General features: G+C 58.0%; 21 protein-coding genes. 2 read left to right on the forward strand and 19 right to left on the reverse strand.

Annotated elements, in window-relative coordinates:
* Positions 1 to 2: 2 nt before the first annotated feature.
* The 9 genes from HUU60_06295 to HUU60_06335 all read right to left on the reverse strand — a co-directional run bounded on the left by HUU60_06295 (position 3) and on the right by HUU60_06335 (position 12785).
* Positions 3 to 1271, reverse strand: a complete 1269-nt coding sequence (locus HUU60_06295) for a Glu/Leu/Phe/Val dehydrogenase (protein NUL82318.1) — start codon at positions 1269 to 1271, stop codon at positions 3 to 5.
* Between the two features lie 47 nt (positions 1272 to 1318).
* Positions 1319 to 1870 carry a hypothetical protein gene (locus HUU60_06300; protein ID NUL82319.1) on the reverse strand — a complete coding sequence of 184 codons (552 nt, stop codon included), beginning with the start codon at positions 1868 to 1870 and terminating at the stop codon, positions 1319 to 1321.
* 14 nt (positions 1871 to 1884) lie between these two features.
* Positions 1885 to 2703, reverse strand: coding sequence for a rod shape-determining protein MreC (gene mreC / locus HUU60_06305; protein ID NUL82320.1), 819 nt, complete (start codon positions 2701 to 2703; stop codon positions 1885 to 1887).
* Positions 2700 to 3740, reverse strand: coding sequence for a rod shape-determining protein (locus HUU60_06310; protein ID NUL82321.1), 1041 nt, complete (start codon positions 3738 to 3740; stop codon positions 2700 to 2702). Before HUU60_06310 ends, mreC begins: the two co-directional genes overlap by 4 nt.
* Before the next feature lie 106 nt (positions 3741 to 3846).
* On the reverse strand, positions 3847 to 5271 hold the full coding sequence (locus HUU60_06315; GenBank protein ID NUL82322.1) for a hypothetical protein: 1425 nt from the start codon (positions 5269 to 5271) through the stop codon (positions 3847 to 3849).
* Positions 5272 to 5334: 63 nt separating this feature from the next.
* Positions 5335 to 8163, reverse strand: coding sequence for a DUF1929 domain-containing protein (locus HUU60_06320; GenBank protein NUL82323.1), 2829 nt, complete (start codon positions 8161 to 8163; stop codon positions 5335 to 5337).
* 526 nt (positions 8164 to 8689) lie between these two features.
* The gene (gene pdxH, locus HUU60_06325; GenBank protein NUL82324.1) at positions 8690 to 9295 is read right to left on the reverse strand and encodes a pyridoxamine 5'-phosphate oxidase; all 606 of its coding nucleotides are present in this window, start codon (positions 9293 to 9295) and stop codon (positions 8690 to 8692) included.
* Positions 9253 to 11862, reverse strand: coding sequence for a tetratricopeptide repeat protein (locus HUU60_06330; protein NUL82325.1), 2610 nt, complete (start codon positions 11860 to 11862; stop codon positions 9253 to 9255). Before HUU60_06330 ends, pdxH begins: the two co-directional genes overlap by 43 nt.
* Positions 11826 to 12785, reverse strand: a complete 960-nt coding sequence (locus HUU60_06335; protein ID NUL82326.1) for an adenylate/guanylate cyclase domain-containing protein — start codon at positions 12783 to 12785, stop codon at positions 11826 to 11828. Before HUU60_06335 ends, HUU60_06330 begins: the two co-directional genes overlap by 37 nt.
* A 344-nt stretch (positions 12786 to 13129) precedes the next feature.
* On the opposite strand from HUU60_06335, the gene sigH reads away from it, so the two are divergent.
* Entirely contained in the window at positions 13130 to 13783 is a 654-nt protein-coding gene (sigH, locus tag HUU60_06340; GenBank protein NUL82327.1) for an RNA polymerase sporulation sigma factor SigH, read from the forward strand.
* A 6-nt stretch (positions 13784 to 13789) separates the two neighbouring features.
* Here sigH and HUU60_06345 read toward each other — a convergent pair whose 3' ends face one another.
* The 3 genes from HUU60_06345 to HUU60_06355 are packed head-to-tail and all read right to left on the reverse strand — an operon-like array spanning position 13790 to position 16725.
* The gene (locus tag HUU60_06345) at positions 13790 to 14998 is read right to left on the reverse strand and encodes a tetratricopeptide repeat protein (GenBank protein ID NUL82328.1); all 1209 of its coding nucleotides are present in this window, start codon (positions 14996 to 14998) and stop codon (positions 13790 to 13792) included.
* Positions 14999 to 15001: 3 nt separating this feature from the next.
* Positions 15002 to 15793: an ABC transporter permease gene (locus HUU60_06350; GenBank protein NUL82329.1), complete on the reverse strand. Its 792-nt coding sequence runs from the start codon at positions 15791 to 15793 to the stop codon at positions 15002 to 15004.
* Positions 15790 to 16725 carry an ABC transporter ATP-binding protein gene (locus HUU60_06355; protein ID NUL82330.1) on the reverse strand — a complete coding sequence of 312 codons (936 nt, stop codon included), beginning with the start codon at positions 16723 to 16725 and terminating at the stop codon, positions 15790 to 15792. The genes HUU60_06350 and HUU60_06355 overlap by 4 nt, the downstream gene beginning before the upstream one ends.
* Positions 16726 to 16910: 185 nt before the next feature.
* Between HUU60_06355 and HUU60_06360 the strand changes: the two genes are divergently transcribed.
* A complete protein-coding gene (locus HUU60_06360; protein ID NUL82331.1) occupies positions 16911 to 17969 on the forward strand; it encodes a hypothetical protein in 1059 nt (352 codons plus the stop codon).
* Here the strand turns inward: HUU60_06360 and mazG are convergent.
* The 7 genes from mazG to HUU60_06395 form a co-directional block, all read right to left on the reverse strand.
* Positions 17966 to 19324, reverse strand: a complete 1359-nt coding sequence (gene mazG, locus HUU60_06365) for a nucleoside triphosphate pyrophosphohydrolase (GenBank protein NUL82332.1) — start codon at positions 19322 to 19324, stop codon at positions 17966 to 17968. The genes HUU60_06360 and mazG overlap by 4 nt on opposite strands.
* Positions 19321 to 20346: a SurA N-terminal domain-containing protein gene (locus tag HUU60_06370; protein NUL82333.1), complete on the reverse strand. Its 1026-nt coding sequence runs from the start codon at positions 20344 to 20346 to the stop codon at positions 19321 to 19323. Before HUU60_06370 ends, mazG begins: the two co-directional genes overlap by 4 nt.
* Positions 20347 to 20355: 9 nt before the next feature.
* Positions 20356 to 20748 carry a hypothetical protein gene (locus HUU60_06375; protein NUL82334.1) on the reverse strand — a complete coding sequence of 131 codons (393 nt, stop codon included), beginning with the start codon at positions 20746 to 20748 and terminating at the stop codon, positions 20356 to 20358.
* A gap of 3 nt (positions 20749 to 20751) precedes the next feature.
* Positions 20752 to 20943, reverse strand: a complete 192-nt coding sequence (locus HUU60_06380; GenBank protein ID NUL82335.1) for a hypothetical protein — start codon at positions 20941 to 20943, stop codon at positions 20752 to 20754.
* A 72-nt stretch (positions 20944 to 21015) separates the two neighbouring features.
* On the reverse strand, positions 21016 to 22122 hold the full coding sequence (locus HUU60_06385; protein ID NUL82336.1) for a DUF4350 domain-containing protein: 1107 nt from the start codon (positions 22120 to 22122) through the stop codon (positions 21016 to 21018).
* Positions 22119 to 22922, reverse strand: a complete 804-nt coding sequence (locus tag HUU60_06390) for a DUF4129 domain-containing protein (protein NUL82337.1) — start codon at positions 22920 to 22922, stop codon at positions 22119 to 22121. The genes HUU60_06385 and HUU60_06390 overlap by 4 nt, the downstream gene beginning before the upstream one ends.
* Positions 22912 to 23913 (reverse strand): hypothetical protein, encoded by a 1002-nt coding sequence (locus tag HUU60_06395; protein NUL82338.1) that lies wholly within the window; start codon positions 23911 to 23913, stop codon positions 22912 to 22914. The genes HUU60_06390 and HUU60_06395 overlap by 11 nt, the downstream gene beginning before the upstream one ends.
* Positions 23914 to 23970: the final 57 nt, after the last annotated feature.

Consider the following 23970-nt stretch of genomic DNA (forward strand, 5'->3'; position numbering starts at 1 on the left):
CGCTACGGATAGATGCCGCGAATTTCGGTCGCATCGGCCACGCGCTTGACGCCGATCATGTAGGCCGCAATGCGCATATCGACGTTCTTCTCTTTGCTCATGGCATACACGTCGCCAAAGCTCCGCTTCATCATCTCGGTCAAGCGGTCATTGACGTGCTTCTCGTCCCAAAAGAAGGCTTGAAGGTCTTGCACCCACTCAAAGTAGCTCACAATCACGCCCCCGGCATTGGCCAAAATGTCGGGAACGATGAAAACGCCCTTCTCGTTCAAGATCGCGTCCGCATCGGGCGTTACCGGTCCGTTTGCGCCTTCCACGATCAATTTTGCCTTTATGCGATTGGCGTTGCCCTCATTCACCACGCCGTGAGTCGCACAGGGCGCCAGGATGTCGCATGGTAGCTCGAGCAGTTGCTCATTCGAGATGAGATCGGCATCTCGATAAGCCTGCAGGCAGCCGTCGCGACCGGCGCAGTGCATCAGGCTCGGTATATCCAGCCCGTTGGGATTGTAGATTCCGCCCATCGAGTCGCACACGGCGACAACCTTCGCGCCGGCCTTGTGCATAAGATGCGCGGTAACCGAGCCCACGTTGCCAAACCCGTGAACGACGACCGTGCTGCCCTCTAGCCCCATGCCCAGCGCCTTGGCGGCTTCGCCCGCGGCCACTGTAACGCCTCGTCCTGTGGCCTCGACGCGCCCTTCCGAGCCGCCGACGGCCACCGGTTTGCCGGTAACAACGCCCGTAACCGTGTGGCCCCGATGCATGGAGAAGGTATCCATGATCCACGCCATAATCTGAGGATTGGTGCCGACATCGGGCGCCGGAATGTCCGATTCGGGGCCCACAATGATGTTGATTTCGGTGATAAATCGGCGCGTCAGGCGTTCCAATGCATCGCCCGAAAGTTTCTTTGGATCGCAGACGACGCCGCCCTTCGCGCCGCCATAGGGGATGTTGGCGACCGAGCACTTCCAGGTCATCCACATAGCCAAGGCGCGGGTCTCGTCCAGGGTCGTATCGGGATGATACCGGATTCCTCCCTTGCTCGGCCCGCGAGCTACGTTATGCTGAACGCGGTAGCCTGTGAACATGTTGACCGATCCGTCGTGCATCTTGACGGGAAAATTGACGGTCAACTCTCTCCGGGGCATCTTAAGGACTTCAAAAAGAGTGCGTTCGTAGTTCAGATGTTCAAACGCGATTTCCAACTGCTTGACGGCCATATCGTATGCGGAATGTTCCACTTTGGTCGGCTCCTCTTTGAGCATTTGCTGCATCGCTGCATTCCTCCTCAACATATTCTGGCCGAAATCGGCTATTCTTCGGATGGTCGGAACCATCTTTTGACCAGCGCCATGGCGGGAAAGGCCAGTATCGCGTTGACCAAAGCCGCGCCGCAGGCGGCAGAAATCTGGCTGCGCCATCCCGAACTGGGCGCAAAAAGAAACAGCCCGAGTTCGGCCGTCATAACGACCGCGATAGCCGCTACGCTCGGCGTCAGCGGGTGGTGCTTGGCCAATCTTGACGGCAACAGACCCGCTACAAAGCCGGCAAACGTCCGGCTGGCGATATGGCCGCCTAAGGCAACCCCGGTCGCCGAGCCTTCGGCCAGTCCGACAAAGAAACCAGCCCAGGCGCCCGTCGCCGATCCAGCCGAAGCGCCGATCAGCGCAATCGCCAGCATCCCAAGATGCGGCGTAAACAGGCCCAAAGAGAGCTTTGCGCCCAACGCGCCCTGAAACGCAACCGCCGCTAAGGCGATTACGGCGGCACGGATGACCGCGCCGCTATGCGACCACGGTCCCGACCATCGCGAGCGCCAAGACCTGCGATCGTAAATCTGTTCCGGCGAGCGCCGCACCGTCATCTTGACAGCGCTCGCTACTTGATCAACACCAGCGCAAGCCGTTCGTCCTCGAAGGACGCGAACGGTTTGACCAGCGCTTTTCTAACGGAAAGCCGCGTATCGTCCCAGACTTTTTCTATAACGCCGATGGGGATGCCCGCAGGATATTTTTGCCCAATGCCCGAGGTCGAAACCCGATCGCCGACTTGCACGGGCGCTCCGGGCGGAAGGTAGTTGAGCAACAGAGTGAACTCATCTTGACCTTCGCAGATTCCTGCCGAGTGCCGATCGACGTTTTCAACCTGGGCGCTGACGGCTGTGCGCGCGGAGCACAGCAGCCTTACCCGAGACGAGTTGGCATCGGCCGCCTCCACAACGCCGAGCAACCCATTGCCCGAAACGACGGGCGCGCCCACCTGCACGCCTTGATTGTGCCCCTTATCGATCACGATGGTGCGCACGCCTGCCTGGGAGTAGCTGGCGATGGTGCGAACGGCGGCCCACCGGCCCTTCAGTTCGTCGCGAGCGTTCAGTAGCTTCTTTAGCGCGTCGTTCTCTTCCTTCAACGCCTGGGCCTCGGCCAACTGCGCCTTCAAACGTTGGTTTTCTTCGACGACCGATTCGTGCTCGCCGATGATGCCCCGAGCCTGGAAGATCGAAGCAAAGAAGTTCCCCGTACTGTCAATGGTCGACGATAAGCCTGATTGAACGGGCAGCATCACCGCGCGAACGAGGCCCGTAACCGGATCGGATTTGGACTGGCGAGCGTGGTGATTGTGCAATGCGCCCAGCGTCATGCCCAGCACGGCCAAGCCGATTAACGTTATCCAGGGTCGAGGTCTTCGATCGTTCATCGCTTCCTCTGAGAGTTTAGCAGCACCTTGCGCAGCATCGGGTTGATGTCCAGCTCTTCCAACACTTTGCCCGTGCCGATTACCACGCACGATGTGGGATCGTTCGCGATAACGACGGGCATTCCCGTCTCACGACTGATCAACTTATCTAAGCCTCTCAAAAGCGCGCCGCCGCCGCATAGCATAATGCCACGGTTCATGATGTCGGCGGCTAACTCGGGCGGGGTGCTCTCCAAAGTCTGCTTGACCGCCTCGACAATCGCGTTGACCGGCTCCGAGATGGCCTGTCGAATCTCTTCGGAGTTGATGGTGGAGCTTCGCGGCAATCCGGTGATCAGGTCTCGGCCTCGCACTTCCATCTCCAATTCTTGCTCCAACGGAAAGGCTGAGCCGATCTCGATCTTGACTTGTTCGGAAGTGCGCTCGCCGACAAAAAGGTTGTAAGCGCGTCGGATATACGCGGCGATCGCTTCGTCGATCTCGTCGCCGGCCACGCGGATGCTGCGGCTGGCAACGATGCCGGCCAGCGAGATTACGGCGACCTCTGTGGTTCCGCCCCCGATATCGACCACCATCGAGCCGGTCGGCTCATCGACAGGCAATCCCGCGCCGATCGCAGCGGCCATCGGCTCTTCGATCACATACGCCTCTCTCGCGCCCGCTTTGAGCGTGGCTTGGAACACGGCGTTACGCTCGACCTCGGTAACGCCGCTGGGGATGCCGACCACGACCCGCGCGATCCACGGATGGCGCGACACCTTGCTGATGTAATACTGGAGCATCTTTTCGGTCTGGTCGAAGTCGGCGATCACGCCGTCCTTAAGCGGCCTAATAGCGACGATGCTGGCCGGGGTGCGGCCTAACATGCGCTTGGCCTGTTCCCCCACGGCCAGCACTTTTTGGGTTTCCGAATCGATGGCGACGACCGAGGGTTCGCGGAGCAGGATGCCTTTGCCTTTGGCGTGCACTAGCGTGGTCGCGGTGCCCAGGTCGATTCCCAGGTCTCGCGTAAAGCGTCCTAATAGTCGCGATAAGATGCGCAAGCCTGCCTCCGCGGCTTTTCAGTTTCTGATGTTAAGGATACCCGATTGCAGGTCCGTCGGCGGCTTTGTCTGCGAACCGTTGTCTTGTACGCGCCTCCTCCTACTCACACCCTAGGCCGAAGTTGTGGAGGACTTCTTCCAAGTCTAAATCGTCCACAATGCCGTCGCCGTTCAGATCGGCGGATGGGTCGCTCGTGCCGAACGCCTCCAGCGCCATCGCCAAATCCTTGTCGTCGACGCACCCGTCCCCGCTGACGTCCCCCTCCGACCGAACGGCGAGAATCTTGTACTTGACCAGGGGCGGAAGAGCAATCCCGCCCATCATCATATACAAGTTTCCTCGGTCGTACCTCACCCAGGATGCATGCATGAGCGGCATGTCAAGATAAGTGAACCAAACCGGCCGAAAGTTGCGATCTAGTTTCAGGACCATCTGGACGCGGTTAGTGTTGTTCAAATCGTATCCAGACCCTTGGATGTAGTACGCCCCTCTCTCGTCGGATGCGAAGTAGTAATAGAGTTCTGTGTGTCGCACCCTTGGCTTAGGCAGGAGCAATGCGCCGATAACATCGCCGGTCTCTTTGTCAAAATGTAATAGATATTGGTCGCCACCTCCGTCGAACCAAGAAGCAAGCAAACGATCATAGGGGTCGGTCCAAATCTTGAATCCCGAGGCATAGAGTTGACCGTTTGGCGGAAGCATCTGATGCCACTGCGGCGCGCCGATGTCGTCAAGTCCTAGAAGGCTGTTCCTCCATGTCTGGCCCGATCGAGCAAAAGTGCCAACTGACGACGGACCCGTCTCTGGAATGGCGATTTTGCCTTGGTCCGTGAAGCTTTCGTCAAAGTCGCCCAGTGCAAAGTCGTACTCCAAAGCGCCAGTATTCGAATAGCGCAGCACGATGACGCTCGTTGCAACGCCGCCCAGAACGCAATTGCGAACGATACAACGGCCGTTGGCACGACCAGACCGTACGATATAGGGCTGTCCAAATGGCGATGTGTGCTCTGCCGACCAGATGGCGGTCAAATCGTGTCGATAAGAGCGCGTTACAATTGCGCTCCGAGTTCCAGTGAACAAGAACAATGGCCCTTCCGCCATCTGTTGAATGCCGATGTCTTCTATCGCGGGCCCGGTCGCCGACGCCAGCAATTGACCCATCGAGTCAAGAAGCATGATCAACGCAACTGTTGACGAACCCTGCATATATATGCCGGCGCACAGAACCGCTCCTGTTGGAGAAATGGCCGTATGCAAGACCGCTTCGCTTGTTCCAAAGTTGAACGCCCGATACCACTGCTGATTGCCCTGGTGATCAAACCGCACGACGAGCATCCAATTTGTCCCGCTCACAGAGCCGCCCATTGTAACGTTTCCCTCCTCGTCCACTACGCCGGTCGTCAAACTCGGACGAGGATATTGATCGGTGTTGGGAAACGTCCGCCACAGCTCCACCAGTTGCCCTGGACTCGTCTGGAGCAATGCAAGACACGCGACTGCCGCCAGCCATCTTGATCGTTTCATATCGTTCACCGTTTTTCTAAAGCGCCGGATGACGCCGTGGCGTCATCCGGCATTAGTTCCTTTTCAGTCGCCTCGGCGGCCCATCGATCTCAAAAGTATCTCCATGTCGAGCGGGTCCACAAGGCCGTCCTTGTTCAGATCGCTCCGAAGGAAGCGCCCTTGCTCCCGATCCGACCGCAACCCGGTTTCCTGTACCATCAGCGCCAGATCGGCCGAATCGACGACGTTGTCGCCGTTCACATCGCCGGTAAGCAGCGCAACCGGAATCCGCTGGCCCTGGGCAACGCGAGCGACCAAACGCCGAGCCAAAAAGCCCTCCTGAGTCGGCAATATGAGCGCGTAGTCGCCCTCCGGCAGGCTGCCCGGCAAGGGGCAGCGCACAAGACCGTCCGCGTCCATCCCGTTGACGGCCAGGCGATAGACGCCCATCGAGCGACCCGTCTGCAGACTCTCGATCCGCACCTCGATCGGCGGCATGTGCAGAGGACGAACGACAGCGACGGTTTCTTCGCCGCAATCGGCCGCTTCCTCTTCGCCCGCGCCTTCCATCAAGAACTCCATCTCCGGATCGGCGATGCAATCCCCGCCGATAAACGGAGGCAAAAGGCGAATCCAACTGGCGATAGACGGCACGCCCTCGCTGTCGATCAAGAACAGCATATACCACCCAGGCGGCGCGATCTGGTTGGACCAGGGCATTGTTACGGAGAGCGAGCCGGTCTGCGGCTGCGATCCCTGCTCGGGCGTGAAATGGCACCGCACCAGCCTCTGGTCAAAGTCGACCGAGTGAGTAACCGAGCCCGGCCGCACCAGATGCACGGCTTTCACCTGGCGACCAGTCGGCAGGGCGTAAAGAACCTGAACGACTTGAGAATGGGCCGCTTGCTCCTCCATGATCGAGAGGATGCCAAGAACCCGAGGTCTATCGGTCGCGTCGACGATCGGATCGCCGTTCGGCTTGAACAGGTAGGGCGGCGAATAGATCGTCGGATAGAGATTCCGAACGCGCCGATGATGCGGTCGCGGGTCGGCGTTCCCATATCCCCACACGTCCGGATTGTTCCAATAGGCGTCGTCCTGTTCATGGGAATCCATATCGGTTCCCGAAGCCAGCACCCGCCCGTCCGGCATGAGCGACATTGTGGAATGGTACATCCGAGCCCCGTCGGGCGTCAGCAGCCCGCGGTTGAATTTAGGGATGTGCGTCTCGCTGTGGAGCGGATAGTCGCGATCGATGTCGACCGAACTCATCGTTGCGACCGGATCCCAGGCCGCGTTCTGCCACGATCCGTTCGTAGCGCGGGCAATGTCGCATTCGTAGCGGACATGCTGCCCCATGTGCCAGACGCAGTTCTGGTCGTTGGCGTGCTTCATGCCTCCGCCCACGAACAGATCGCCGTTGGGCAGGATGACCGCCGAAGGATACTTGGCGCCCGGCCGGCTGGGCGGATAGAGTCCCATGGCAGCATGGCTGGCCATCGTATCGTGCTCGCTCGGCTCGGCTCGATATTGGTAGGTGTAAACCCTCGCGAAATCGGAGCCGGAATGAGGGACGCAGCCTTCGTTGCCGCCGATCCGGGCTACTTCGTAAAGAACCTGCCCGGCGGCATTGATCGGATTGGAATTGCCGTCCATGCGAGGCAAGAGCACGGTGGCGCCGCCGCTTCGGGTGAACGTCGGATAAGGCCCGCCGTCGTGCGCGGCGCCGTTCTTGCGCTTCCACGACCAGGCGCCCGCTCCCGTAGCCGGGGGCGCGCATCCCGGCATCTTGTTCTGCGAGTCGAGCACGAAGATAGGATAGAGCGGGCCGTTGTAGGTCGTTCGCGACGTTACCTGCGTTCCTTGCATAAAGCTGACCAGATGCAGCCGCGGGTACTCGTTGCCGAGGAAGCGCCTTTGGTCCCCGCTTTGAAATCCGCCAGACGCATCGCACGGCTGAGCGGCCAGCGGATAGTTGGCAAGCGTGTTGTTGTGAGGGTGGTAAAGCTCGAAGCTGGTCGTGAATCGCGGATTGCCAACCTGTCCGAAGCAAGCGGTCGAGCCGCCCGTATTGTCGATGCCGCCCACGATCAGCGCGCTGCCGTCTTGCAACAGCATCGGAGAGGCGTACCAGCGCTTCTCGCTCATCAAGGGCAGCTGTTGGGCCGGGAGCGTCGCCGCGGAGCCCATCCAGCCGGCCTGGACCCCGCTCGCATCGTTTCGCCACTGTTCCGCGTCGTAGATGAACAGCGAGAAGAGTCCATGCGTCGGCTGATGTCCCATCAAGGGATGGTAGCTGCCACCAACCACGAACAGCCGACCATCGTCTAACAGTGTGTGGCCGGAACAAAAGAGATTAGAAGATCGTATGTAAGCGAAAGGCTCCGAGTGATTCGTGATATCCCAGTCCGTGGAATATCCAATCATCCCGTATCCGCGTCGACCGGCGCCGTTCTGATCGTACAGTTGGCTCCAAGGATGCCGCCAGAAGAGATGAGCGTTCCAACTGTGGGTAAAGACGTTGGGATTCTCGATGCTGTATTGCTCGCCTCTGCCGATCAGCATAAAGACGCCTCGAGGCTCTCGTCCTGACTGCCCAGGCAAAAACAATCGGCTTGGCAACAAAACAGAATGGACGCCGAACGTGTCGCGAACCTCTCTGCCTCTAGACCGAACGCTTGCAAGGTTGACGCTCTCGGCCGATTCGATGTCGGCCGGAGTCTGATCGCTGTACGGGGCTATAAGGTCCAGACCGATCCCAAACGGATGCTCGCGCCATCGAATGGGGCGTGGGTTTTCCCAAGTCTGGCCTCCCATGATAAAGTCCCACTTTCCAAGCGTTGCAGGACCTTGAGCGGGGGCGGACGGCGGCTGGGCGACAAATGCGAAGATCAAAGCAAGGGTCGAGAGCATCTTGATGAAGGTCGATAGGGTCGATGCGAATCCGGCCTTTTTGTTTAAGGCGCTACCTGGTCGATCCCCGGCGCTCAGCCCAAAGCCGGGGGGGGATATATTGCAAACAGCGACTGCTCAGAAACGCGCTCTTCATCATCTGCATCCTCCTGTCCGCTGGAACGCCAGGCTTCCGCCTGGCAAAAGTCCTTGCCGCCCGGAAGGGCGGCGTTCCAACCGGAACGCCAGGCTCCCGCCTGGCAAAAGTCCTTGCCGCCCGGAAGGGCGGCGTTCCAACCGGAACGCCAGGCTTCTGCCTGGCCTCTCTGCATCCTTCGCGCCCTTTGCGAGAAACCTTGCCGTCGGAGCCTATCGCCCATCCCACCGCGCAACTTCGATCAATACGACAAATCTATTATACGCCGTTTCGCCCAAAGCAGATCTCTCAAGATCTTCACACCCATAGGTGTGGAGAGATCGGATTCGTACTCAAAATTGTGCTACATTTTGAAAAAATCCCGTTCGCAGGGGCACAAGCGCTGTTGATTTACGGCATCAATACCGAAGTTCTCCATTCGCCGTCTTGGAGCACGAAGAGCGTCCGGTCGTGCAGGCGGTCGGGATATCCTTGCCAAAACTCAAAGGCGTCTGGGATCAGTCGATAACCGCCCCAATGCGGAGGGCGCGGCACATGCCGCCCTTCAAACTCCTTTTCAACCTTCTGAAGCCGCTCGATCAGCGCCACCCTGCTTTCGATCTCCTGGCTCTGATCGGAGGCCCATGCAGAAAGTTGTTTGGCCCGCTCGCGGCCGGCAAAGTAGGCGTCCGATTCTTCCGGCGTTGTCCGTTCGACGCGCCCTTCGATTCGCACCTGTCGATGAAGCGGATGCCAGTAGAACAAAATCGCCGCTCTCGGGTTCATCGCCAACTCGCTTCCTTTGCGGCTCTGGTAGTTGGTATAGAAGACGAATCCTCGCTCGTCAAATGAGCGAAGCAAGGTCATGCGAACGGACGGCTGGCCTTCATGCTCGGTCGCCAGAGCCATCGCATGGGGCTCGGACTCGCTCTGAGCATCGGCAAACCATGCCTTAAACAGGGCGAACGGATCGCTCAATCCGCCAGCCTCCGCGATAGTTCTACCAATTCTTCCCACGTTAGCGACGCCCCTTCTTGCTTGAGTTCGGAGAATCGAGCTTCGCCATATAAAGACTTCAGATGGGCAACCGATTCGCGCCGTCGTTCGGTATCCAGCAGGCCTGCGTTGCGCGCCCCAAGATCAACGAGTCGGTCCACTGCGCCGAGAACGCGAACAGCGTTTTGCGGGTCGCCCAGTTCGATCAGCAGTCTGATCAATAGGGTCAATGTGAGCGCCATATAGAGCCGATCGCCCACTCGACCGCGGATTTCCAGGCTTTCTCGCACCGCGTTCAGAGCGCCCCCCACATTGCCGCGGTCGAGCAACGCCTCGCCATAGTTGTGCAATGCCGCGCCCAAATACCATAGATAGGCCTCGCCCGTGCCGCGCAGCGTCTGGACTGCGGTTTCCAAGTCGTCCAAGGGCAGATCGGAGACGTATGCGTCGTTTGCAGCGCCATAGACGTTGATGGTTGCAATGGCGAACTTGACGTTATCGCCCAGCGTACGGAAAATCGCTTGCGCTTCTCGATAGCGGTCATAGGCCGTCGAATGTCGGTTCATTTCCTTAAGCGTACGGCCTAAGTTGTTGAGCGTGGCCGCCTCTCCGGCTCGATCGCCGATCGCCCGCCTAATGTCGAGCGCCTCTTCCAGAAGTTGACGCGCGTCGTCGATCTTCCGCTCTTCGGTAGCGAAAAGGCCTAACGCATTCAGCGATCTTGCCTTTAAGTCTAGACGGTCTTCCGACCCGATCTCTAGACCCCGCGAAAGCCACTCCTTTGCCTCTTCCACGCGGCCGACCGAGTACCAAAAAGGCAACACGGCAACCGCAAGGGTCAGCACATCGGGGCTTTCTTGTTGGGAAAGCGTCCGAAGCGCCGTCAACAGATTTTCGTGCTCGACGCCGAATCGCCGATAACTGGCCGAATCGCCCGTGGCCGACAAGCGCCCTTCCAACTCTTGCGCCAGCGACAAGTAGCGATCTGCGTGATCCAACCTTAACTTTTCTGCCTCTTCTTTGGCTTCCAGCTGGCCGAACTCGCGCAGCGCGCTGAGCATCCTGTAGCGCGATTGGTCTCCAAAGGCCTCGCGACAGAGCATCGACTTTGCGACCAGGGAATCGATGAGCGGCAGGATCGAATCTCTCGTCAGAGGCGGCTCGCTGCAGACCGTCTCCGCCGATTCGATGTCGAATCCGTTGACAAAGACGCTACAGCGGGCGAAAAGCCGCTTCTCCGTGTCGGTCAGAAGCTCGTAGCTGGTACGAATAGTCTCAGTAAGGCCGCCTGGGGCGCTCCAGACTATCCGATCGAGACGTCTTTCGATTTCGCTCGGCGTAAGGCTGCCAGCCCACGATGCAGCCAGTTCGATGGCCAAGGGAAGGCCATCGACTCGCCTGCAAATGTTCGCGATCGCGCTCAAATCGAGGGACGAGGCCAGCACATCTCGCCAGTCCAGTTCTGCACGCTCGGCGAACAGCCGGCACGCATGGCTTTCGATGACCTTTTCCGGCGATGCGCCTTCCGATAGCGTCAGGCCGCTGATCGCAAGGGTCTTTTCGTACGGCAAATCCAATCGATGTCGCGACGCCGCAAGGATTATAACGGCTTTGCATTGCGCCAGCGTTTTCTCGACGAGGGCTCTGGCTGACGCTCCAGCGCTCTCTAACCCGTCTAACACCACTAGCCAATGCCCTTCTTTGAGCGCATCGACGATGGCTTCCTCGACGCTTTGATCTGCTCGGCGAGGAACCTTCAGAGCGCTCAGCATCGCTCGCCAGATGCCCTCTTCGTCCTTGGTCTCGCTACAGTCTACCAACCACGCTCCGCGATCGTATTGAGCCGCCGCGAGGGCGGCGACGTGCGCGGCCAATCGAGACTTGCCCGCCCCTCCCGGACCGACGATAGAAACCAATCTCGCACTTTGAAGCAGAGAGATGAGCTTTTGAGTCTCTTCATGTCGCCCAATAAAGGCGCTCAGGTTCTCAGTCAGATTGCCTTGCGACGCCGCGGGCGCCCGCAGAGGCGGAAAATCGGCAGCCAGGTTTGGATGACAGAGCTGATAGAGTTTCTCTGGTTCCTCAAAGCCTCTCAGGTGAAAGCTTCCGAGAGGTTTTAGGGACATTCTCTTCGGAAGCCCTGTAGAGATCAGCGCCTCTGTCGTCTCGGACACCACAATCTGGCCGCCGTGCCCAGCATCCATGACTCGGGCGGCTCGATGTACGGCAAGCCCCCGATAATCCGTTGCGATCTGTTCGGCTTCGCCCACATGGATGCCTATGCGCGCGCGCAATTCTGCATCCTGCGGCCAGATTTCTGAAACCAAAGCCAGTTGCGTTTCGACCGCGCATTCCGCGGCGGCGATCGCCGATTCGAATGCGGCATATCCGCCGTCGCCAGTCGCCTTGAAGAGCGAACCGCCATGTTCGGGCACTTTCTCAGCCAAAAGCGTCTCGAACCGCCGCATAGAATCGGCCATGGCCTCTGGATAGCGCGAAAGCAGAGCCGTGCTGTTCTCTATATCGATAAGCAGAAACGCGCAGACCTGGCTCACGTTCGAGTTGGAACGGCCGATTCCTCGATCCATCGACAGATCGTCTCGTAGGCAGAATCGATGCGTTCTCGGATGCTCTCGGCTTTGGCTCGTTCGGGCGAATCGGTCGGAAACCGAGCGGGATCGCATCGTTCCATCAGTTTGGCATAGGTGTCGTCCACCAGTTGACAGGGCGCGGTCTCGCTCAATCCAAGCAGCCTATAGGCAGCGAGCGTTTCTTGAGGCGGCTGTCTGGCCTCCAAAGCGGGCGCCTTTCGGAAAAGCCCGGTCGGATCGAGCGGCTCTAGGATGTTGATGAGCGAATCCAGCCCAGCCGCCGGCTTGTCCACATAGTGTCTGACGATCCGGCCAAGCGTCGAGCCGAACTGAGTCAGCTGGGCTACCAGGTCTCCGCTCTCTTTAGATTCCAGAGACGCGATGGGAGGAAACGACTGCGCAATTCGAGGATGCTGGAGTTGGAAGAGCCTTTCTGCCTCGACCAGGCCCTTCAGCTTATGCTCTCCTAAGAACTCCAAGCGAGACCCGCCGGGCAGATCGTCGCGCACCATCTCGGCAGTTGTGGCACAGAGCAGAATCTGGCCGCCGGAAGCCGCGCTCAGCACGCGGGCGCAACGATTGACGGTCGGCCCAAAGTAGTCGTCTCCGGCGCTTTCCACAGTGCCGGAATAGAGCGCCATGCGCACCTTGATCCCTTTGCTGACCGGCCATCGCTCTCGGCCGAGCGCGGTTTGCGCCATGAGCGCCGCGTTCAAGCCGTGTAGCGGATTTCTAAAGACCGAGCAAAACGCATCGCCAAAGGTCTTAAAGACAAGCCCCTCGTACGCCTCTATCGAGCCCCGCAACAAGGCGTTGTGTCGGTCGAGCGACTGCCTCATGCTTTCGGGCTCTTGCTCCCAAAGCAGAGTGCTGTCCACGATGTCGGTAAAAAGAAACGTCAGCAAAGGCGGTTCGGCCATATCCATATTTAACCCCAAAATAGTCGAAGCGGCTTAGGCGGAAAGTCCCAAATAAATGGTCTGGGCGCTTGACATTCCTGCCTGGGATGTTCTACAATGGATGAACAACGTCCGCAGGCAGGACGGCTAATGGGTTTTTGCATCTCTTATCGCTTGCCAATGGGAGGGCGCGCAGCCGGGTTGCGCTCGTTAAACTGACTATAACAATGTCTCATCTCTCGGACCTTAGCGCGGCTTATCTGAGCAACCTCGGCGACGAGGGTTATGACGATTGCCGGTTCGATTTCTTCCCCGAAGAACTCCCTGACGAACCGATAGACGAAACGCTTCTGTGCTTCTTCAGGATGGAGGACGAGGAGTTGGTCGTTTATTCGAAGCAAGGCAGCAAGCGCGCGGCCGAAAATCTAATGGACCGCTATCGATCGTTGGTCGAAAGCAAGGCAAGAGCCTACTTCCTGATGGGCGCCGACCATGACGATGTGGTTCAAGAGGGCATGATCGGTCTGTACAAGGCGATAAGAGACTTTCGGTACGACCGCCTGGCCAAGTTCCGACCCTTTGCCGAACTCTGCGTTACGCGCCAGATCATCACAGCGGTCAAGACGGCCACCCGGCAGAAGCACATCCCTCTCAATGGCTACGTCTCTCTTTATCGACCCATTCAAAACGATGATTCGGACGGCTCTCTGGTCGAGATAATCCCTGACGTCAACGCGCCCAATCCAGAGGATTGGATCATCAATCGCAAGATGCCGGAGACGATCTTCGAGCAGGTGCGCCCCACACTGAGCGAATTGGAAGAAGATGTCCTGGACTGCTACCTCGACGGCATGTCGTACCGAGAAATGTCCGACCGTCTACGTCGCCATACCAAGTGCATCGACAACGCGCTCCAGCGCATCAAGCGGAAGTTGGCCCTCAAGTATGAGGAGCTTTACCAAGAACAGCCGGCGGTCGGTCGAAAACGCCGAACGTTTGGCAACGGTTGTCTCGACTGATCGCCCTTACTGTCGCAGTTGCAGGATCTCGTCCCTCGTTATCGGAATCACCTTGACCACGCGGCGCACGCCGGGTATGGTCTTGTCATCCAAGTACTTGGGATCGGTGATGCCTTCGCCGCTCCATCCGATTCGATCCTGAACGTTGATCGAGGCGGCCCGGGGGTTGAAAGAGATCTCCAATTCGTACTCCTGCGCCTTGAAACCGTACATGCGCGGGTCTTTGCTCATATCGATCTCGCGTCGAAACTTGCCGTCGCGAACGGCGAGCGAATCCTGCATGTAGGTCAGGTCTTTGTCCACCTCGAAGCTGAACGATTCCATCTGCGATGGGTCGTACTTCATCTGAAAGCCCTTGTTGCGCAAGATCACATCCACCCGGGCGCCAATGGTCAGGATGCCAAGCGTGCCCTCCACCAGGATGGTCTTGGGTCGAACCACTTTGGCGGTAGCCTCAAAGTCGAGCACAATCGGAGGCAAGGTCTCCGGATATTTGCCGTAGCGTCGAACGATGCGCATCAGCAGGCCTTCAAGGTTGTTTCGGACGACGTCGCGATTGCTGCGAGCGTCGAAACTGTCTGGGTCCTTCTTGTACCGATCTTCGGCGCGCTCCAACAGTTCGACCCATAGGTTGACGGCGTCTTGGAACCGTCCCGCCTTGGCATAGGCGTGCGCTAGAACGCGACGGCGCGCCTCTAACATGTCTGGATGCTTCGAAGCCTCCTCCATCCAAGGAATCGCGCTCACGGGGTCTTGGATCTTATGGAAGTAGGTCCAACCTAGCTCGAACTTCAGATCCCAGACGTTGGAGTTGTTGCGAACGCCTTCCTCTAGGAACTTCAGCGCGGGCTGGATGTAGCGGCGATCCGAGCGCTGCGATTCGTCGGTGAAGTTATAAGCCAAGTGCCAGCCGCCCGTGGTGTACACCTCTAATTGGTGCGGATCGAGCCAGGTTACGATGCGCAGCACGGGCAAGATCGCATCGTAATTGCCCGTATGGAAGAAACTGTCCGCCCGCACCCAAAGGACGCCCGCCATAAACTCTCGAAAGCCGGCAAACGCGAACAGAATCTGTTCGGGCGACAGACCGACGACGTTCGCGGTCTTGGGCGCCAAATCCTTGCGCCAAGAGGGGAACACAAAGCGGTCTTGGATGGCCGCCTGCCCCAATAGGAGCGCTAACAGCGCGATGCGCAGACTCGTCTTGTTCTTCATCCGCTACACCTCGCGCCGGTCGAAGATCAAGATCGCTCCCACCATCATCAGCACGATATAGGTCAGCGCATAGACGAGCGTCTGAAGCAAATAGGCCGTCGGATTGCTAAGGGTTTGCTGCGGATTGATGATCGGGTTCTGGACGTTGAAGTTCGAGAAGTTCGGCATCGCCAGCACCAAGAGCCGGATGGGTAGCCGCGCAGCCTCGGTTATCTTCGGGTTGTTCATCAGCGTGTTCAGCAGCGTCGAAAGGATGTTGCCCACCAAGAACGCGCCGCCCGACAAGAAGAAGTTGACCATCGGCGAGGCAAACGTCGAAAAGAAGATCGTAACCGCCGCCAAAAGCGAACTCTGCATAAAGAACATAAAGATGCCGTAGGCGACTTCTCGCGCAAACTCGCCGTCGAAGCCGGGCATGAATTGGCGAAGCACCAGCAGATAGATCAGCCCCATCAGAAAATAGGAGAAGATCAGCGTGGTAACCGCACCAAAATACTTGCCCAAGATGAAGTTGTAGCGCATGACCGGCTTCGATAGGATGGTGTAGATGGTGCGTCGCTCAATCTCCTGCGGCAGCATGTTGATGCAGAGAATAATGGCGACCAGAGTGCCGGAGATCTGGATGACGCCCAATCCAAAGCTGAGCAGGATCGTGCGCTGATCCCGCGGCGACAGCACGCTAAAGGCGGGCGAAACAAAGATGATGAGAACGGTAACGAGCAGAATAATCAGCAGCACGCGCTTGCGGATGGCTTCGCCAAAGGTGGCGCGCGCTATGGCCATCGTTGCTTTCATGAAGCTTCTTCCTTCCCTTGGATCGTCTCCAAAAACAGATCTTCTAACTTGCGTCGATGCGGCACGATGCGATGAATCTTGCCGTTCTGCGCTCGAATCGCGTCGATCGCCGCGCTGACCGAATCGTCGTCCGGCTGCTCTAGTATCAACCGACCGCTGTGAAGCGTCGCCTTGCCGCCAAAGGCTTGAAACTGTGGCAGGCTTTCATCCTTAATGCCATCGGCGGTGATCTCGACAAAGCTTCCCTTCAACAGTTCGTCCAGTCGGCCCAACGTCTCCATTTTGCCTTGTTTGAGGATGGCTACGCGATCGCAGACGGCCTCGACATCGGACAGTTGATGCGAGCTGATAAAGAGAGTCTTGCCCTGGCTCTTAAGGTCTAGGATCATGTCTCGAATGTCGATGTGAGCGATAGGGTCGAGGCCGGCGGTCGGCTCGTCCAAAATCAGCAATTCAGGATCGTTCAGCAAAGTCTGCGCTAAACCAATGCGCTGCTGCATGCCTTTCGAATAGCTTCGCAACTGCTGATTGGCCGCCGCGGTCAGGCCGACTCGGTCTAACAGCGCGTTGATTCGCTTCGTCCGCTCCGGCTCTTGAATGGAGAAGAGTTGAGCGTAAAAGTCGAGGATTTCGCGCCCGGTCATGAAGTCGTAAAAGTACGGATTCTCTGGCAGGTAGCTCAATCGATAGTGAGTTTCCGGGTCTCCAGCGGGCTTTCCCAGCGCATAGGCTTCGCCAGAAGTGGGATAAATAATGCCGAGCAGGATCTTGATCGTGGTCGTCTTGCCTGCGCCGTTTGGCCCTAAGAAACCAAAAATCTCGCCGCGATGCACCTCCAGATTGAGGTCTTTCACCGCTTCTGTAACTTTGCCGCTCCACATGGCGGAGTAGCGCTTGTACAGGTTGACGGTTTTAATCGCTACATCGTCCACCCAACCACCTCCTTGTTCGCAACGGACTGCGTCCGGATGCGGACATTGAGTATACCCGGCGAAAATGACGGCCTCACAAATGTCCAAAACGCCGCATAATATAGTAAAAAATGGATAGGGGTAGATTGATAAAATCCATTCGTGTTATAGGTTATCTCGCTGTATTTTCGCTCTGTCTGGGTTTGTTGGCTTTGGTTTTTGCCGGCGGCAGCGACATTCTGACGTGGAACACGGCTCTGTCAGGCAACTGGAACGATGCGACAAAGTGGACGCCGAACAATGTGCCGGACGCCGCGAACGAAGTGGCCGTGATACCAACCGGCACGGTTACGATGAATGTCAGCCCCGCAATCAGCGCGCTTCAGATAACTTCCTTGCCAGGAACGCTAAACCTAGCTGGCAATACGCTCGATCTGCTCGGACCAGACCCCAGTTTCAACAGCGGATTTATCATCGGCAATGCGGGCAATGCTGTGATAAACGGAGCATTTGAGAATCGTGCAGACGGCGCCATACGCATTCAGGCCGGAACATCGCTGACGTTTAGCGGACCATCATTGGTGAACGACGGCCTCATAACCGTGAACTTCAACGGCGGAGCCTTTGGCACCAACATCACCTTTGGCTCGACTATGACGGTAACCGGCGGCGCACTACAGATATTGGGCGGCGTCTTGAAGGGCTCTGGCACGGTTGTGGCAGCGATCGTCAACGATAACGGCGGCTCCATCGAGCCGGGCGCTTCCGTTGGGCGCATGGCCATTACCGGCATACTGACCAACAATTCTCAGGGCATTGTCAAGATGGAAGTCGGCGGCTTGACCGCAGCGACCGAACACGATCAGATCACGGTTGGCGGTACTGGCGCGAATGGCGCCGCAAGCTTCGACGGCAAGATCGAAGTCGATCTAATAAACGGATTTGCCCCCGTTGTGGGAGATGCTGCAACGCTAATGACCTATCGATTCTTGTCGGGTCGTTTCCAAGAAGCCGACATCCCTAGCTTAACCGGTATTCGGCTTCGGCTTCAATATCTCGGCACTAGTTTGCGACTGATCGCGCTGGACGAAAACGCACTGGGAGATACGAACGGAGACGGCTGTGTGGACGATACCGACCTGGCCGCAGTCTTAGCCGCCTTTGGCTTAATAGGCGCTGCGATGGCCGAGGACGCGAACGACGACGGTTTCGTGGACGACATCGACCTGGCTATCGTGCTGGAGCGCTTCGGACTGGGCTGTTAAGTTCGCTGGGCCGACTTTGCGGCGGCCCAGTACGCTTCCCACTCGTCCGGCGTCAAGTCGCCGAGCGACTTTCCATCGCTTGTTGCCGCCTGCTCCATCGCCTCGAACCGGTCGATAAAGCGAGCGACCATGTTTCTTAAGGCTTCTTCTGGATGAACGCCCGCATGGCGCGCCACATTGACCACGGTAAACAGCAGATCGCCAATCTCAGCTTCGATCAACTTGGGGTCTTGGCTTCGGATGGCCTCTTGGAGTTCTGCTTCCTCTTCCCGGAGTTTGTCCATCACGCCCTCGATCGATTCCCACTCGAAACCGGCTTTGGCCGCCTTCTTGCTCACTTCAAAGGCTCTCATCAGGCTGGGCATCGCGTTGGGAATGTCGGCAAGAATGCCTCTCATGGCGTCCTTCTTCTCCGACCGTTTGATAGCCTCCCAGTTGACCAACACCTGCGCCGACGTTTCGGCCTTGACATCCCCGAATACATGCGGATGGCGGCGAATAAGCTTCTCGCTGATCGCGCTGATGACATCGCTCAATCCAAATCGACCGCTCTCTTGAGCGATCTGCGAGTGAAGGAGAACCTGCAACAGCACATCGCCCAATTCCTCTGACAGAGCCTTCGGATCGTCTCGATCGATCGCGTCCAAGGCTTCGTACGTCTCTTCCAATAGGCAAGAGCGCAAAGATTCGTGCGTCTGTTCGCGATCCCAAGGACAGCCGTCTGGAGCGCGAAGCTGGGCGACGATCTCGACAAGATCGGCGAATGCGTAGTTGCTTGGCAATTCAAGCGCAGGCACGAAGAGCGCAAGATGGGGGCTTAAACCCTCCTCCAAGTTAAACAGCCGCTCGGTCTCGCCCGTTGCGGGATTGACCAGATAGGTCGGAACCTTCTCGCCATATCGCCACAAAAGGCGCGCCTGCAGGTTGCGGCCCGGCAAGTTATAAATAATGCAGGGAAGCACAGGATTTGGCCAGACGTTGCTTTCGGCATCGATCATTTGCAGCCCGTCGCTCGCGTCTGCGCCGACCGCTTCAAGAATCGCCTCTATCCCGCTATCGCCGCCCAGAATCTTGACCTGAGCGACCTTTCGCAATGCCGAAATCACAGGTTGACCGATGAGCGGATGCCCAGGCACGACGATCAGAACGTCTTCGTCCGACAGGGCGGCCAACTGTTCGGGAAGCTCGATAGAATCGGGGTCTTCCGGCACTTCAAAATCGATGCCCATCGCCGCGACGAGGAACGTTGAGGGATGCTCGGGATTCAGGACGATGACGCGCTTTGCGCGCCGAAGCGCGGATTGGGCATTGTCAGGCAGCGCCCCGCCAATGCCCAGTCCGACGACGTAGATCATTGACCGGGCTTATCTTCTTTGGCCTTCTGAGCGTCAAAAGCCTCGACGAGCCTCTTGACTTCCTTCAGCCTTTCGTCCCACATCTTTTTCCAGCCGTCGTTCTTGATCTCGATCTTGGTGGCCAACAAGTCCCGCGCGATCTCGACTTCGAGCTCGTTGTTGGTCAGTTGGCCTTTTTGGAGCAACAGCGTGTCTCGAATCTGACGCTTGACTTCGTCAAACGTCTGCATTCGAGCCTGCCGAACGTCTACAACTTGAAATCGCCAGTTGCTGTTCTGTCCTTGCTGAGAAATCTTGACCCATCCCGTTCGGTCCCCGTTCTTCTTTCCAGTCAACGCGGCCTTCACCTCAGGATTCGCATTGGGGTCTTCGAGGCTAATACTGTTCTCGCCTGCGATCACGCCGCTATTGGGGTCCTGGGAGTATTTAGGCACTAGGGCCTCGAACGTAAATCGGCCTTGAAGCTCGGAGTCGATCACCTTCATCTTTTCCGAGTCTTGAGTCATCAGGTAGAGGACGCGAGTCTGCTGGGGCAGTCGGAAGCGTTCTTTGTTGCTCTCAAAGTAATCCTTGACCTCTTGGTCGGTAACGCTGACGTTTTTGGTCATCAGTTTGAACCGAGCCAGATCGCGGCGAACCTGACGCTTGTAGTCGTCTGTGGTCATGCTGGCGCGAGCCAGAGCTTCCTTCAACTGCTGGTTCTGCGCCAGATTCTCCTGAACGCGCTCGTCGACTTCCTGATCGGTGGGGCTGACGCCTTCCTTCTCGGCGCGCTGAAGAATGATCGATTCGTTGATGAGTTCGGCCATCATGACGTATCCGGCCGGCATGCTTCCGCCTTGAGCGCCCTGAGGTTGAACCATGTACTGCTCGAGCCGCTTATGGAATTCGTCTTCGGTGATGACTTTCTCGCCTACCTTAAGGGGGGCGCCCTGCGCAGTGCCTCGATTGCAGGCCGCTATGGACAAGACGGCGGCTATCGCAACAGCCGTCGCCAGGACAATGATCGTTTTCCTTGGCATGATGGTCTCCTAACTTCTCCTATGCTTTTTTAACCGCGCGATCAGTTCGACCTCTCCTGGTGTGAGGCCGGTCTGCTTCGCGGCATCAAGGCTGGTCATGCCCTCTCCGGTCATGGCCAGCGCTCGTTCGTATTTTGGCAACGTCTCTTCTTCACTATACCGCGAGGCGGGCGTCAAAGTTTCATCAGTGGCTCGGCGCAGCGCGTTGATTTTGGCGTCCAATCGCTCGGCTTCTGCCGCAACCCGCACCAAAAGGCTTTCGGCCGATCGCCTCAACTCCTCTGTTTCGCCGGTCAACGATTGCCGCGCGGCCTGGGCTCTCAGTTCCGTCTGTGCCTTGACGAACAAGAGCCATCCGGCTATCAGCAGCATCGCCTGCAACAGCAGCATGACCTCGCTCATCGGTCAAACCTTAAGGTCGATTGCATGTCTTTCTTCGTCGTCTTCAATCGTGATGGGTTCCTCAATCTCCTCGTGCAACTCGTCTCGCTTAGCGTCCCGGCGCCGCTCGTTCTTGGCGTCTTCCTTCGTTGGCCTTGGCGCAATCGCAGGCGGTTGAACGATTCGGTCGGCGCTTCTCACTGGGTCTGTTGCCATCGTCGCAAGGCTCCTTGCCCAGTTTCATTCTCGGTATTTTTGCCTGTAGATTATAGCATTCCCGAACAAACCTTATCGGGTTATCTCGGCCAGTTTGACCGCTGTATGCACGGCGTCGGCTGCGGAAAGATGGGCGGAAGCGATCAGTTCTTGCGCTTCCTTGATGACGGCGGCCTGCTCGCTCTCTTTGGGCAATCGCTCTAACAGCTGCTGGGTGGTAACGGTAACCGCGATGCCGTTTTGGCGAGCGACCGACCGCACCGCTTGCTCTAAGATCGTCTCTAACGCCGCCGCCCGTGCCGATGCAGAGCCGTAAAGCCGAGACATCGCCTCCACATAATCGGTTGCCATCGGAATTCGGCGAGGCTCCGGCCGGGCCAATCCAAAGCGCCGACCGACGCTCAGCATGACCATGGCGGTAAGGAGGCCGACATGCCAGATAAAGACCCTCCATGCAGACGGCCAGGAGACCAACGGCGAACCGGAAGCCTGCCTGCAATCTCCCAAAGCGCAATCGTCGAACAAGACGCTTTCGGGTTGGGCCCGATTCGCGATCGAAGCCAAAATAGCCGCGTTGTTCTCCTTTGCAATATAGGCATTGGTCGCAATACCCGGCTCGACCGCTTGTATCCAAGCGCCTTCGCCCCAATACTCGATAGAGATCGTGCTGCCGTAAACATCCCCCATCAAGGGCGCCCATTCTCCCTCTTCCGGGGTCAGGCGCAATTTCGGATCGGGCGCGCGCGCGAGGGCCTTTCGCGGCGTCCAGGCGTTTGCAAAGTAGGTCCGCGCTTTGTACTCATCCCCGCTCTGAACCTCTTCCGCTCGATCGGTAACCGTGTATTGGTATCCTGGATTGCCCAGAGAGAGCACGATCCCGCCCTCGTAGACCCAATCCAACAGCAAGTCGATTTCGGTCCAAGAGTACTTGCTATTCTCAAATAGAACGAGCAGATGGCGCCCCTCTGGCAGCTTCTCGTAGTTCGTTCGAAACCGTTCGACCTTAAAACCCTCCGATTCGAGCAAGCGATAGAAAGCCAGCGAGCCTTGCGGTTCTGGATTGGCCGAATGATAGGGGCGAAGATTGGAGTCTTTATCGCCCAGCGCGTTCATCGCTACCAGGATAGCGCCTGCGATCAGGAGCGCGGGCAGACCTAGGACCAGCCAATTACTCTTCATCGCGTCGCCTGCAATGCCGGAATCTCTGCCAAAATGCGCTCGAACTTCGCATACTCGGCTTCATCGGCGGGAAAGCGTCCGTACCAGATAGCGTCGAAACGGTGCGTCGCGGGCGTCAGCAATCGGTAAACGTCCTCTCGCCCTTCTGAGCGCGCGGCCCTCAACCGCTCCCAATTCGTTTTCGAGTCGTCTTGGGCCAGCAATCCCCGCTCGCCCAGCGCAACGGCCGCCGCCAGATAGAGCGCGCGACAGGCCTCGCGGTATCGGCCCTCCTTGGCCAGCCGTGCGGCTTCTGCCCGCCAGTCGGCCGCTTCGCTGATCCAGTCGATTGGAACGGCAGTCTCTTGCAAAACTCTTTTTCGGGGCTTGGGCAAGAACCGGATGGCCATGGCAACGCCAATAGCCAGCGCAACCGCCGCAACTGCGATCACGATCGCCTGTGCGATGGGCGATTGCCCTCCGCCGGGAAAGAGACTTGCAAGCCACTCGATGAACCGCCTCCAAACCTCGCTGATCTGCTCTGACAGTCGTTCTAGAAAGCCCTTTTCTCTTGGCTTGAACTCGTCCGAGGCCAGAATCTTTTGAATCTCGGAGTCCGCTCTGGCGTGGTCGGCCCATGCCTCGCCCTGGCTCTTCTGAAACGCGGTTACAAAGGCTTTGGCTCCGTCCGTGTCGCCATTAGCCAGCCTCTCGTTCGCGTAGTTCTTCAGCGGCGCGGGCAACTGGCCGACGTCTTGCTTCAGATCGGCCTGCACGACTAACGGCAGGAGAATCGCCAGCGCAAGAAGCCTATGCTTCATCCCGATCGATGCCGCGCATATAGGCCAATTCAATGTCGAGTCCCTCTGTCTCGTAGCGCAAGTTGAAGTACATGAGCGCATTTGCAACAGCCATCGCAGGCGCGACGAAGCAGGCCGTAATCGCCAGAGTAACGGTCTGGACGAGGTTCAGAATCCAGGCGAATCTCGGGTCGGTTTCCATCGTCTCTAAGTTGAGGCCGCCATATAGAAACAGGAGATACATGATCAGAAATACGATCATAACGAACACCATCGAGAATAGAACTTGAAGAACCGAAACTCCCAATGCGTATCCGTAAGAGGCCTTGAACCGGCTTCTAGCGAGCTTGGAACTTCTCTCCACCGCAGCAATCCCGCCCAAAGCCTCTTCGGATATGGCGGGCCCGATAAAGAGCACAAGGCTCAAGAATACAGGCAGCAACAAAATCATGGCGAGGCCGCCGATAACCATAACGACGGCCGCGACGGCGATCACGGCGCCCTCGCCCGAGACTGCAGCGCCTACCCCCGCGATCGCCAAAACAAACATAAAGCCAATGGTCATTAAGATGATCGCGCCGCCCAGAAGTAAGGCGCTGACGATGCCGCTGCCAATAACGGAGCCCAACTTGCCCATGGAAGCGCGGATCGCCTCGCCCGCAGTCATACGACCGCCTCTTAGCCGCTCGCTCAGCATCTTGGCCACGGCAACGCTCATAAAGATCACGCCGAACCAGTAGGCGACGTTCGCGCCAAATCCAAAGAGGCCCTCGACGATCGCTCCGGTCATCTGGTCGCCTTGAGAAGAGATCGAGGCGCCCCATGCCGAACCCACGATCGTCATCAAGATCGTCGGCGTCATGCTGAAGATGCCAACCTTGGCTATCTCTTTGAACTGAGATCGGAATATGGCGACGGCATCGTCCAGAGCATCCAAGACAGACAAACGGCGCAACGGAAGCACAAGCCGAGCGACTGGCGCATCCGATCGGCTCCAAGCTCCGCTTTCCATGAGCCACCATTATATCCCTAACTCCTGCGCCGCAGGTATCATTGAGCTGCGCAAACC

It is taken from the genome of Armatimonadota bacterium (assembly GCA_013359125.1).
Classification (GTDB): domain Bacteria; phylum Armatimonadota; class Fimbriimonadia; order Fimbriimonadales; family GBS-DC; genus JABWCR01.

Excerpts from the sequence above, each read along its gene's own strand:
- HUU60_06380 (NUL82335.1), bottom strand. The coding sequence starts at position 20,943 with ATGGCAACAGACCCAGTGAGAAGCGCCGACCGAATCGTTCAACCGCCT.
- sigH (NUL82327.1), top strand. The coding sequence starts at position 13,130 with ATGGAGGACGAGGAGTTGGTCGTTTATTCGAAGCAAGGCAGCAAGCGC.
- HUU60_06390 (NUL82337.1), bottom strand. The coding sequence starts at position 22,922 with ATGAAGCATAGGCTTCTTGCGCTGGCGATTCTCCTGCCGTTAGTCGTG.
- HUU60_06345 (NUL82328.1), bottom strand. The coding sequence starts at position 14,998 with ATGAAGAACAAGACGAGTCTGCGCATCGCGCTGTTAGCGCTCCTATTG.
- HUU60_06295 (NUL82318.1), bottom strand. The coding sequence starts at position 1,271 with ATGCTCAAAGAGGAGCCGACCAAAGTGGAACATTCCGCATACGATATG.
- HUU60_06375 (NUL82334.1), bottom strand. The coding sequence starts at position 20,748 with ATGAGCGAGGTCATGCTGCTGTTGCAGGCGATGCTGCTGATAGCCGGA.
- HUU60_06385 (NUL82336.1), bottom strand. The coding sequence starts at position 22,122 with ATGAAGAGTAATTGGCTGGTCCTAGGTCTGCCCGCGCTCCTGATCGCA.
- HUU60_06315 (NUL82322.1), bottom strand. The coding sequence starts at position 5,271 with ATGAAACGATCAAGATGGCTGGCGGCAGTCGCGTGTCTTGCATTGCTC.
- HUU60_06370 (NUL82333.1), bottom strand. The coding sequence starts at position 20,346 with ATGCCAAGGAAAACGATCATTGTCCTGGCGACGGCTGTTGCGATAGCC.
- HUU60_06350 (NUL82329.1), bottom strand. The coding sequence starts at position 15,793 with ATGAAAGCAACGATGGCCATAGCGCGCGCCACCTTTGGCGAAGCCATC.
- HUU60_06330 (NUL82325.1), bottom strand. The coding sequence starts at position 11,862 with ATGGATCGAGGAATCGGCCGTTCCAACTCGAACGTGAGCCAGGTCTGC.
- HUU60_06395 (NUL82338.1), bottom strand. The coding sequence starts at position 23,913 with ATGGAAAGCGGAGCTTGGAGCCGATCGGATGCGCCAGTCGCTCGGCTT.
- mazG (NUL82332.1), bottom strand. The coding sequence starts at position 19,324 with ATGATCTACGTCGTCGGACTGGGCATTGGCGGGGCGCTGCCTGACAAT.
- mreC (NUL82320.1), bottom strand. The coding sequence starts at position 2,703 with ATGAACGATCGAAGACCTCGACCCTGGATAACGTTAATCGGCTTGGCC.
- HUU60_06300 (NUL82319.1), bottom strand. The coding sequence starts at position 1,870 with ATGACGGTGCGGCGCTCGCCGGAACAGATTTACGATCGCAGGTCTTGG.
- HUU60_06335 (NUL82326.1), bottom strand. The coding sequence starts at position 12,785 with ATGGCCGAACCGCCTTTGCTGACGTTTCTTTTTACCGACATCGTGGAC.
- HUU60_06320 (NUL82323.1), bottom strand. The coding sequence starts at position 8,163 with ATGCTCTCGACCCTTGCTTTGATCTTCGCATTTGTCGCCCAGCCGCCG.